The sequence below is a fragment of the Curvivirga aplysinae genome (genome assembly GCF_009711445.1).
Taxonomy (GTDB): domain Bacteria; phylum Pseudomonadota; class Alphaproteobacteria; order UBA8366; family Aestuariispiraceae; genus Curvivirga; species Curvivirga aplysinae.
Window position 1 is genome coordinate 1 of record NZ_SMMC01000114.1, and the last position, 11,870, is coordinate 11,870.

The 11,870-nt window shown below is 42.8% G+C and carries 9 protein-coding genes; 2 read left to right on the forward strand and 7 right to left on the reverse strand.

All coding sequences use genetic code 11. The features are described from left to right. Together E1160_RS03065 and E1160_RS17220 are read right to left on the reverse strand one after the other, a co-directional pair. Positions 1-473 (reverse strand): nitroreductase family protein (locus E1160_RS03065; RefSeq protein WP_155153527.1); only part of this gene is annotated, 473 nt, incomplete at its 3' end. Between the two features lie 167 nt (positions 474-640). Next, a complete protein-coding gene (locus E1160_RS17220) occupies positions 641-1,342 on the reverse strand; it encodes a rhomboid family intramembrane serine protease (RefSeq protein WP_218048677.1) in 702 nt (233 codons plus the stop codon). Positions 1,343-1,460: 118 nt separating this feature from the next. Between E1160_RS17220 and E1160_RS03075 the strand changes: the two genes are divergently transcribed. Beyond that, positions 1,461-2,954 carry a class I adenylate-forming enzyme family protein gene (locus E1160_RS03075; RefSeq protein ID WP_155153529.1) on the forward strand — a complete coding sequence of 498 codons (1,494 nt, stop codon included), beginning with the start codon at positions 1,461-1,463 and terminating at the stop codon, positions 2,952-2,954. A 1-nt stretch (position 2,955) separates the two neighbouring features. Here E1160_RS03075 and E1160_RS03080 read toward each other — a convergent pair whose 3' ends face one another. The 4 genes from E1160_RS03080 to E1160_RS03095 all read right to left on the reverse strand — a co-directional run bounded on the left by E1160_RS03080 (position 2,956) and on the right by E1160_RS03095 (position 7,152). Then, on the reverse strand, positions 2,956-3,942 hold the full coding sequence (locus E1160_RS03080) for a nucleoside recognition domain-containing protein (protein WP_155153530.1): 987 nt from the start codon (positions 3,940-3,942) through the stop codon (positions 2,956-2,958). Between the two features lie 46 nt (positions 3,943-3,988). Further along, the gene (locus tag E1160_RS03085; protein ID WP_155153531.1) at positions 3,989-4,933 is read right to left on the reverse strand and encodes a M14 family metallopeptidase; all 945 of its coding nucleotides are present in this window, start codon (positions 4,931-4,933) and stop codon (positions 3,989-3,991) included. Between the two features lie 73 nt (positions 4,934-5,006). Beyond that, the gene (locus E1160_RS03090; RefSeq protein WP_155153532.1) at positions 5,007-5,792 is read right to left on the reverse strand and encodes an SDR family NAD(P)-dependent oxidoreductase; all 786 of its coding nucleotides are present in this window, start codon (positions 5,790-5,792) and stop codon (positions 5,007-5,009) included. 148 nt (positions 5,793-5,940) lie between these two features. Beyond that, a complete protein-coding gene (locus E1160_RS03095; protein ID WP_155153533.1) occupies positions 5,941-7,152 on the reverse strand; it encodes a methionine gamma-lyase in 1,212 nt (403 codons plus the stop codon). Between the two features lie 130 nt (positions 7,153-7,282). Between E1160_RS03095 and E1160_RS03100 the strand changes: the two genes are divergently transcribed. Beyond that, positions 7,283-7,732, forward strand: coding sequence for an Lrp/AsnC family transcriptional regulator (locus E1160_RS03100; RefSeq protein WP_155153534.1), 450 nt, complete (start codon positions 7,283-7,285; stop codon positions 7,730-7,732). A gap of 135 nt (positions 7,733-7,867) precedes the next feature. Here E1160_RS03100 and E1160_RS03105 read toward each other — a convergent pair whose 3' ends face one another. After that, entirely contained in the window at positions 7,868-11,533 is a 3,666-nt protein-coding gene (locus E1160_RS03105; protein ID WP_155153535.1) for a vitamin B12-dependent ribonucleotide reductase, read from the reverse strand. Positions 11,534-11,870 lie beyond the last annotated feature (337 nt).

The window sequence follows — 11,870 nt, forward strand, 5'->3', positions numbered from 1 at the left end:
TCATCCTTGTCAGCCATACCAAGAGATTTTTTTACATGATTGTGGAATGCAGGCCATCCTGTTAGCAACACTCCACCAAATCCTTTGGCTTGTGTGGCAAGTAGAATATTTTCCGCAGCACAGGAAGTTGCGACAATCTGTTCAGCGGGAGGAACTTTTGGATGATCTTCCGTAATCTCAGCCCAAATAGTGACGATTAAAGGTGCACGTAAAGGTTTTGCACGGATGTTATTTAAATCTTCTTCTGTGCTTTCAGGTTTATCTTGCTGAAGTGCTTCGGCAAAAATATCACCAAGTTTATTGCGGTCCTCACCATCTATTATCGTAAAGCGCCATGGGCGTATTACACCATGATCTGGTGCGCTCATACCTGTTTGCAAGATTTCAATAAGGTCTTCACCACGAGGGGCTGGTTCCACAAGTAAGTCTGCTTTGACTGAACGGCGTTCGTTAAGTGCTTTAAGTATATCCATTATTGAAAGTCCTGTTGTTGAGAATTGTTATTAATTAGATAGGTGTCCGTGTTTCTACTGTCAAGAGAAGCTGGCTTCTAGAAGAAGCGATAAAACTGGTCAGCTAGGCTGAGCATGATGGAGGTGATGGCACTGCTTGGCCATCGGGCGTAGCTGGTTTCTAAAGATTAAAATCTAAGCCAACGGAGTTTGATGAGGCAAAATGCCGAAAAAATACCGCTGGCAAATCCTGCAAGATGGGCTTCCCATGCAACACGACCACCATCTGCACCAGTTGGTACAAAAATAAATAGCAAATTCATCCCGATCCAAATCACTAAGAAAGTCATAATCCGATCTTTGGTGGCAAAAGGCATAGAGGCTGGAATGCCAACCTTTGCCAATATCCAAGAGAAATAGAGAAGTGCACCTAATATGGCAGAAATTGCGCCAGAAGCCCCAAGAACAGGCGTATGTGATCTTGGGTCAATAAGAGTAAGAACCAAGACGCCTGAAATTGCACCGATTACCCAAATGAGCAATAATCTTTGAGTTCGAACCATATGATAAAGGGCGGTCCCAAAGGCTAGAAACATTCCTACATTTGAAAAAAGATGTAACCAGCCGGAATGTACCAAAGTATAGCCAATTGGTGATATAAATGAAGCAAGCGGGTCAAACCAAAGCAATTCAGCATTACTATAACGGACAGGAATATAGACCAATTTCACTAATAGAAACTCCACAATGTCAGTTGGGAAATAATGAATAACGATATGCATTAAGATCAGAATTAAGCTGATCCACTTAATCGGGGCAGGTAAATTAAGCATCGGTTCAGATGGTTGTGCATTTGAATGCGGGGGCATCTGATCGTTATTTTCACGCACGGGCATATCCTGTTTTATATTAATTAATTGAATTTAAACTAATCTTGCCACCTATAAATAGGCAAGGCATTATTAATTAAATAGTTGCGAAATAATAAAAATCAAATCGGGGGGAATCATGTTAGCTCAATGGTTGGAACGTTCAGGGCAAATCTATCGGGATCACACAGCGATAGCATTGGGAAAACGTGCATATATGTCCTATGGCGATCTGGCGGAACGTGCTGCTAAATTTGCAATGGCAAGTAAAGAGTTGCTTGATCTTGATAAAGGTGACCGAGTTGCTATTTTTGCCACTAATTGTCCTGAGTTTCTGGAAATTCTGTATGGGATTTGGCATGCAGGTCTTGCAGCTGTGCCGATCAACAACAAGCTACATCCAAGGGAAGTGCAAGATATTCTGGATGATAGTGGGGCCAAGATTTGTTTTATCAGCGAAGATCTTTACGGGAAATGGTCCATCAATAAACCAGAGACATGTGAGTTGAAGGTTATCGGTGATGATGACTATGATGATCTATTCCTCGGGGCGCCAGCTTTAATTCATCAACCAGATTTAGATGAAATGGCATGGTTGTTCTATACCAGCGGTACCACAGGAAAGCCTAAAGGAGCGATGTTGAGTTATAGAAACTTGATGGCAATGTGCAATGGTTATCATGCTGATGTTGATAAGGTCTTACCGGGAGAATCTATTATTCATGCCGCCCCGATGAGCCATGGATCAGGACTCTATGCTTTGCCACAAGTTGCTATGGGGGCTGTGAACGTTATTCCTGAAAGCGGTGGTTTTGATCCCAAGGAAATTGAAGAACTCTATCAGTTTTGGCGTGAAGCCACTATGTTTGCTGCACCTACGATGGTTAGCCGTATGGTGACAGCTAATTTGAATCCATATGGTTTAAAGAAAATCGTTTATGGCGGTGGTCCTATGTATCTGGATGATGCCATAAAAGCCCGTGATATGTTTCCTGGCCGTCTTACACAGATATATGGGCAGGGAGAGAGCCCTATGTCGATTACTGTTTTGCCGACAACAATAATTGAGGATACACAACATCCACAATGGGAAGAACGGTTGGCATCAGTTGGTTTTTCTAATCAATCTGTTGAAGTCATGATTGGTGACGAAGATGGAAATCCTGTTGAGTTAGATGAAACAGGTGAAATCATGGTGCGGGGTGAAGCGGTCATGTTGGGATACTGGCAAAATCCCGAAGCAACTGCGAAGACCATACGTGATGGCTGGCTATTCACAGGTGATATGGGGGCTATGAATGAGCAGGGATTTATTACCCTGAAAGACCGCTCTAAGGATGTGATTATTTCGGGTGGTAGTAATATTTATCCCCGTGAAGTAGAAGAAGTCCTTTTATCTCATCCGAATGTTTCTGAAGTTTCGGTAATTGCGCGTGTTGATCCTGATTGGGGTGAAGTTCCCATCGCCTATGTGGTTGGAGATGTTCAAGATAGCGATCTGGATCAACTCTGTCTTGAGAATATGGCACGTTTTAAGCGCCCAAAAGCCTATATACACTTAGAAGCTTTACCAAAAAACAATTATGGAAAAATTTTAAAAACAGAGCTGAGAAAAATGGATCAGATAGCTTAGGTTATGAACTTTTTGACGTCTTCACACTAATAGGGGTTGAATAAAACCAGCGGAACTGTTTTTCATTCATGCGCAAGACAACATATCCCAATGGGATCATAAGTAAGATAGAGAAAACAATCCTGCCCAATAATACACCTGTCCAATCAGCGCCTAATGTCATTACGATTAAAGTATCTTCTATCAATGAATGGCTTAGACACATAAAGCAGATAGCCAGAAAAATGCTTTTGGGTTTCAGGTGGTCTTTTTCCACTTCACGGATGATCAATCCGCCCCCAAAGGAGAGACCAAGTAATGCACCAATCATGGTTAATGGTGCTGCATTTGGCCCGATCCCCATAATTCGAAGAGTAGGGGCTAACAACTTGGTGAGTAAATTAGTAATGCCTGTGATTTCAAGTATTTTTAGAAGTATCATAAGTGCCAGAATAATCCAGAAAACCCAAAATAGAGAGACTGCATTATTGATACCCCACGATACCCAACTACCGTCACTTTGCACTTCTGCTGCCCATATCACTTGTGCAGGTTCCTGAAGATAATCAAAACCAGTGTAGATAGCATTTAGAATGCCAGCCAAGGCAAAGGCGGAAACAAGACGGAGCATCGATGTGAAAAAGAAACTGCAACCAGCTTTTTGCGCGATGCGTTGTTCCACAGGTAGGCCGTGAGCAATTACTAACATGGTCCATAAAATAGTAGCGCTGGCAATGCTATATTCCATCGTGTCGAGAAGGGGGAGTAAAGCTGCAGCAGCACCATAGATGCCCACAAGCAAACCAGTAGCTAATACAACGGCGGTTTCTGCAGGCAAGCCCACAAGTTCCATAACCGGTGCACATAGCCAGGAAATCCATTCTACAATGCCAAGACGGATTGCGAATTCTACTAAAATCATCACGGGAACCATTACTTTAAGCAAAACCCAATAAAGAGAAATGCTTTCAAACACGACATCACGTGCCGCTTTTAAAGCTTTAGACATGGTTAACCCCGTATGTGATTTATGCCGATAATAGGCAATAGTATTTTTAATTTTTGATCTCTTTAGCAAGGCGAACAGCAGTTTGTCCACATCTTGCACCTTGTTGAGGCATAATAAAGTAGCAATCATTATAAGGTGTTCGGATTGCCTCTGTACCGTCACGCCCAATTAAGCTGTCTTTATGTGACATTTTTTGAAGAGGTTCCGGCGATAAGTCAAAGAAGAAGGCATCATTTTTGACCGTTACAACGTCGGTAACTTCAAGGATTTTTTGTGGTTTTGCTCTATCGGAAAGATATGGAGAGGCAACTTCATCTGAAATCATTTTAAAATGATGTAAAAAACGATAGCTGGCTTCGATTGCAACGGTGGCTGAGGACTTATGCCAATGTTGGCCACATTCAATAAGTAACGCATTCTTCAAGGATGCTGAGTTGTTAAAGTCGCCATAATCCCTTAACCGACATCCTGACGCATGTCCCTTATCGATAACCACAATTTCTGACGCTGACACAGATTTTGCAAGATTTAATCCCTTATCACTTGGGCCACAAAGAGTGATGGGCGGGCAGATATCCCCCATTGAATGTATGTCTAAAAGATAATCTAGATCGTCAATAATAGGGCGTATTTGTTTTGCACGTCTTTTTTCTTTGGTATTGGCGGGGCCATTCAGGGATACGGGATCCCAAATGCGATTAAAATCTTCATCTATATAACGGCTCGCATAAGGACGATCCGGATTAAATAACTCATAGGCGCCAATATTCATAAATATCAGACTGAGTTTTCCAGCTACGGGGCGAATGTTGTTTTCTAAAAGGTGGGCTAGAGCAACAGAACCGCAAATCTCATTGCCATGAACAATAGCAGATATTCCAACATGTGGACCTTCGAGGCGGCTATCAAATTGGTGTACGAAGTCTATCCCCATATTTCCTTTACGAAAGGTAGAAATATCCGGCGCCTTTATTTCAATTTGATCAAGCATTCACAAAACCTTTATGTCCTATTCTCGTCAGGATAGAAGGATTTGCAGATGTCTGTCAAAGCTCCATTAAGAATTACACCTTATCCAAGGTTGTCGCTGCACCATCGACACCAAACACCTGACCGCTGACAAAACGACCTTCATCACTGCACATAAAAAGGGCGGCGTTTGCAATATCTTCGGCTACAATAAAGGTGCGCATAGAAGTTTGTTTTTCGTAACTTGCACGGATAGCTTCAGAGGTTAAGCCAGTTGTTTCGGCTTCTGCGGCAATAACGCGAACCATACGGTCGCCATCAACAGACCCTGGGCAGATGGTGTTCACCCGAATATTATCTTCACCCAGTTCCATAGCCCAAGTCTTTGCCAGACCGATAACAGCCCATTTACTGGCGGCATAAGGGCTACGATAAGGGTATCCCATAATACCTGCTGTTGAAGATATATTAATAACCGCGCCGGATTTTTGAGACTTCATAATTGGTGCCACATATTTCATGGTCAACATAGTCCCTTCCACATTCACAGCCATGCATTGACGCCATGCGTCAACTTCTTGTTCTTCAATCGGACCTGTTTGTCCTGCGACACCTGCATTATTTACAAGGGCGTCAATCTGGCCAAATTTATCGTGAATGTCTGAAATCATCCCTTTCACAGCGTCTTCATCAGAAACGTTAAGTTGGTAAGTTACAATAGAAGGATAAGCCTCCTTCATCGTTGCTAAAGCAGCTTCATCCATATCACAAATGGCAACCGTTGTATCTTCTGCCAAGAAGCGCTCGGCAGTTGCTTTCCCGATGCCTCTAGCACCAGCTGTGATGAGAGCAACTTTGCCCTTCATTCTTGTCCCTGTCATGTATGTATTCTCCAATTGAGATATTGTTATTTTATGGGAAGCAGAATGACAGTTCGTTGAGCAGGCGAATACACAAATAATCGGTCAAATATTGCCTGTTTTCGACAATAAAAAAGAGACATACAATTAAGCATGTCTCTCCAATTTGTTAGGCCGCGACCTGTTTCTCAGCAGGAAGAGAGGCGAAAAGATCTGTCAAAACATCTTCGACATCCTCCAACCCAACGGATAATCGGATCAGGCCTTCACTGATGCCATGTTCAAGGCGTTCTTCTTCAGTGTAGGTTGAGTGTGTCATGCTGGCGGGATGTTGGATCAATGTTTCTGCATCTCCGAGGCTTACAGCTCGCTTGATGAGCTTAAGACTATTCATCATGTTAATGCCAGCTTGATAGCCATCGGTTAACTCAAAAGCAATCATACCGCCAAAATCTGACATTTGTGATTTCGCTAAATCATATTGGTCAAAGCTTTCGAGGCCGGGATAGTATACTTTGTTGATTGCCGGATGTTTCTCTAATTCTTTTGCGACGATCATCGCGTTTTTGCAATGTTCACGCATGCGAAGTTGCAATGTTTTAATGCCACGTAAAACGAGCATAGCTGTAAACGGGGCCATGACTGCACCCGTCATATCTTTCATACCCACAAGGCGGATTTCGGTGATATCTTCTAAACTACCAACAACCAGACCCGCGACAACATCACCATGTCCACCTAGATATTTGGTTGCAGAATGAACAACTAAATCAGCACCTAATTCGATTGGTCGTGTTAGAACGGGGGTTGCATAAGTATTATCGACAACAACACGTGCATCAAACTTATGGGTGATATCAGCAATTGCCTTAATATCCACTAGACGCATATTTGGGTTGGCTGGTGTTTCGAAATACACAATTTTGGTTTTATCTGAAATCGCAGTTTCTAGATTTGTTGGCTCTGTTAAATCGACATGGGTGATTTGAATGCCAAATTTACTCAAGCCATGGCGCATATAGGCAAAGGTACACCCATATAAAGTTTTATCGACGATAATTTCGTCACCCGGTTCAAGAAATGTCCAGAATAAGGAAGTAATCGCCCCCATACCAGATGCATTTGCAAGCCCAGCTTCTGCCCCTTCAAGGCTGGCAATTCGTTGTTCAAGTAAATCAAGGGTTGGATTGGAAATTCTGGAATAGATATGACCCGGACGCTCACCTGCGAACATTTCCCCACCAGCTTCTGCCGTTTCAAAGCAGAATGTTGAGGTAAGATGAAGAGGTGGCGTAAGGGCGCCTTGTTCTTCCATAGGATCATAGCCTTGGTGAATGGCACGGGTTGAGAAGCCTAAATTCTTATTGTCACGATCAGCCATAATCTATCTCCTAAATATTACATCAAGATAGTATATGCCTTCCATGGGGAATAATCCTTGCGTATTATCCGTAATATAGTAAAAATTGAGCAATTTTATGCTTCAATAACTATGATTTAAGGCAGGAAATATGGATGATACTGATTTAATGATCATAAATGAGCTGCAAAAGGATGGAAGATTAACCAATCAGGAATTATCTGAGCGTGTCAATCTATCACCGTCTCCTTGTTTACGCCGGGTCAGAAGCTTGGAAGAACGTGGGGTTATCAAGGGCTATACAGCACTTGTGAACCAAAAAGAGCTAGGTCTACCTGTTACTGTATTTATTCGGATTAGTTTACAACATCACGATTTGGAACATGTGCAGATATTTGAAGATGCTATCCGGGGGATCAGTGAAATTCTAGATTGTTATTTGATGACGGGAAAAGCAGATTATCTTCTACGTGTTGCCGTTGCAGATTTGGAAGCTTATGAGAAGTTTATGCGTGAAAAAATACATCATATCCCGGGAATAGCTTCAATTGACACAAGCTTTGCCTACGGTGTGGTAAAACAGACGCATACATTTTCATAATTACTATACGCAAAAAGAGGGCGGCGAGAATACTCGTGGCCGCCCTTTTTGAGGTCACAGGGAGCACCGAACCAGTTAGACGAAACATATCTGTCAGATCAAAGAATCCTTAAGATATGATGTCCATACTGGCGGCTACGAACACCCGCTTGTGCCACCACAGGTGACACATTTCATGCAGGTGCCGTTACGTACAAGGGTGAAGTTGCCGCAATCGCCACATGCATCTCCCTCGTATCCTTTTGCACGCGCTTCTCTGATTTGGTCGAGACGCGTATCAACTGCTTCCACAGCAGCTTCTGGTGTCGAAGCTGGTGTGACCTGTTCTGATTGTGATCCAGCATTTTCTGCATTTGGATCATGTAGGCCAGTTGGGCTATTCGGCTCACCCGGGCCTTTTAAGTTATTAGCAAATTTTGAAATATCCTTTTTGCGGACAAATCCACGACTGGTCACCCGCTCAATCGCGGCAACGGCTTGTGCATGACCATCCGGCTGCGCACTTTGTTTGTCACCTTGACCCATGCTGTCTGGTAACATCTCATCCGGTTGAACATGTGCCAAATCATCACGACCTAGATAGCTGATCGCCAATTCACGGAAGACATAATCCAATACTGATGTGGACATTTTAATCGCATCATTGCCTTCGACCATACCGCTTGGTTCAAAGCGTGTGAAAGTATAGGCATCTACATATTCTTCCAATGGTACGCCATATTGAAGGCCAATAGAAATTGCGATCGCAAAATTGTTCATCAAACTTCTGAACGCGGCGCCTTCTTTATGCATATCAAGGAAGACTTCGCCAAGGCTACCATCTTCGTATTCGCCGGTACGTAAATAAACCTTATGACCGCCAACGACAGCCTTTTGGGTATAACCTTTACGACGATCAGGAAGTTTTTCACGATTAACAATGTGTTTTTCAATGATACGCTCAACGATTTTTTCGGCGACAATAGGGGCGGCTGCGACAGGCGTGCTTTCAGCAATTTCTTCTGCCAAATCATCGTCATCAAGAAGTGCTGCGGAAAGTGGTTGGCTTAATTTGGATCCATCGCGATAAAGTGCATTTGCTTTCAAACCTAATTGCCAAGATAGCATGTAGCTTTCACCACATTCCTCAACAGTCGCACTATTTGGCATATTGATGGTTTTGGAAATAGCACCAGAGATAAATGGTTGGGACGCCGCCATCATACGGATATGGCTTTCTGTATTCAGGAAACGTTTACCAAGTTTACCACAAGGATTGGCACAATCGAAGATCGGTAGATGTTCTTCCTTCAATCCCGGGGCGCCTTCCAAAGTCATAGTGCCGCAAACATGACTATTAGCTGCTTCGATGTCAGCTTTACTAAATCCAAGATATGCTAAAAGGTTGAAGTTGAAATCATTTAACTGCGCGTCGGTTAAACCAAGTTCATTACGACAGAAATCTTCACCCAATGTATATTGATTAAAGGCAAATTTGATCTCAAATGCAGAAACTAAAGCATCTTCGACTTTGGCTAATGCTTCATCAGTGAAACCTTTTTCTTTCAGGGTCATATGATTGATTGCAGGTGCATTTAACAAACTGCCATGACCAACGGCATAATCAGTAATAGATTGGATGGCATTGTCGCCATAGCCGAGGTTTTGTAGGGCTTCAGGTACTGTGCGGTTGATGATTTTGAAATAGCCGCCGCCAGCCAGTTTTTTAAACTTCACAAGGGCAAAGTCAGGTTCGATCCCTGTTGTATCGCAATCCATGACAAGGCCAATAGTACCTGTCGGGGCAACAACAGTTGCTTGTGCATTACGATAGCCATGTTTTTCACCAAGCTCTAAAGCTTTGTCCCAAGCAGCGATTGCTGCGGATTTTAAATCATCTTGGACGATATTGGCGTGATCTAAAGCAACTGGATTGACGGCTAGATTCTCATACCCCTCTGATTTTCCATGGGCAGCATTACGATGATTACGAATAACCCGTAACATGTCTTCTTTATTGGACTCATATCCCGGGAAGGTGCCAAGCTCAGCTGCCATTTGTGCAGAGGTTGTATAAGATACGCCTGTCATGATCGCGGAGATTGCGCCACATAATGCACGACCTTCATCGCTATCATAACTATAGCCCATCGCCATGAGCAACCCGCCGATATTGGCAAAACCAAGACCAAGGGTACGATAACGATAAGATAATTCTGCAATTTCCTTAGATGGGAATTGAGCCATCATAACAGAAATTTCCAGTGCCATTGTCCATAGCTGAACTGCATGTTCAAAGCTTTCTACGTCAAAGCTTTTATCTTCACGACGGAATTGCATCAGATTCAATGAGGCTAGGTTACATGCAGTATCATCCAGAAACATATATTCCGAACATGGGTTGGATGCGTTAATACGACCTGATTGAGGGCAGGTATGCCAATCATTAATGGTCGTATCAAATTGAACACCAGGATCCGCGCTGGTCCAAGCCGCAAATGTGATTTGTTCCCATAGGTCTGATGCTTTTACAGTTTTAGCAGGTTTGCCATCTGTGCGATTAAGTAATTCCCAATCTTCATCATTTTTAACAGCCTGTAAGAAGCGATCCGTCAAGCGCACTGTGTTATTGGCATTTTGACCAGATACAGTTGCATAAGCCTCACTATCCCAATCTGTGTCGTAAACCGGGATATCAATGGATGTGAAGCCTTGTTTTGCATAATCAATCAATTGCTTGATTGAATTTTGTGGGATCATCACACGGCGTGCTGCTTTAACAGCTTCTTTTAATACATGATTGGTTTTGATATCGAAACGGTCGGCTTCGCTTACTGTTTCATCATGGCATGCGGCTAGAACATCGTTTAGATGTTTATTATGAAGTTTAGAACCTGTCACCAAGGCTGCGACTTTACGTTCTTCTATGGCTTTCCAACCAATAAATTCTTCTACATCTGGATGGTCAATATCTACGACAACCATTTTGGCTGCACGTCGGGTCGTACCACCAGATTTAATTGCACCTGCGGCTTTATCCCCGATTTTCAAGAAACTCATAAGGCCGGAAGATTTACCGCCTCCGCTTAAGGCTTCGTTGAACCCGCGAATGGAAGAGAAGTTAGACCCTGTACCAGATCCATATTTGAACAAGCGTGCTTCACGAACCCATAAATCCATGATACCGCCTTCATTGACTAGGTCATCAGCAACGGATTGGATAAAGCATGCATGAGGTTGTGGATGCTCATAAGAAGATTTGGATTTGGTCAATTTACCGGAAATATAATCCACATAAAAATGACCTTGGCCTGGACCGTCAATTCCATATGCCCAATGAAGGCCTGTGTTAAACCACTGAGGGCTATTTGGTGCGACCATTTGGTTCGCAAGCATAAAACGCATTTCATCAAAATAGGTATGAGCGTCAGATTCGCTATCGAAATAGCCACCTTTCCAGCCCCAATAAGTCCATGTGCCAGCGAGACGATCAAAGACCTGTGTCGCGGATTTTTCTGAAGAAAAACGTTCTTCTTCAGGCAAGGAAGACAAGGCTTTATCATCTGCAGTTTGGCGCCATAACCATTCAGGTACATCTTTTTCACGAACAGGTTTTAACGCAGCAGGCACGCCTGCTTTACGGAAATATTTTTGCGCAATTACGTCACATGCTACTTGAGACCAGTTTTTAGGAACTTCGATATTTTCCAATTTAAATACAATAGTACCATCTGGATTACGAATTTCACTTGTTGCTTGGCGAAATTCGATAGAGTCGTAAGCTGATTTACCTTCGCTTGTATAGCGACGTTCAATACGCATGTTATTTTCCCTTCTCAGCGTAAATGCTTATCTTTTTAATATAGTCTTTTCCTGATGTTTTTCAGGAAAAACTGTTCTCAAAGTTTGCTATACTTAGCAAAGTTGCTTTAAACAGGTGTTATATTCTTTTCGGCCCAGAGCCCCTCGCACAGCATATTTATGTGACAATATTATGACGCTGCCTACTATATCTAGGTGCGATTTGGAATATACACACAAAATCCAGATGTTCAAAATGATTTCCGAAAAAAAACGAATTCTTGGGTTTTATTTGAGGCTTAAATATTCGCAAGTATTCATTACTTGAGATGTAGACGAAGTTGTTTTGAAATTGGAA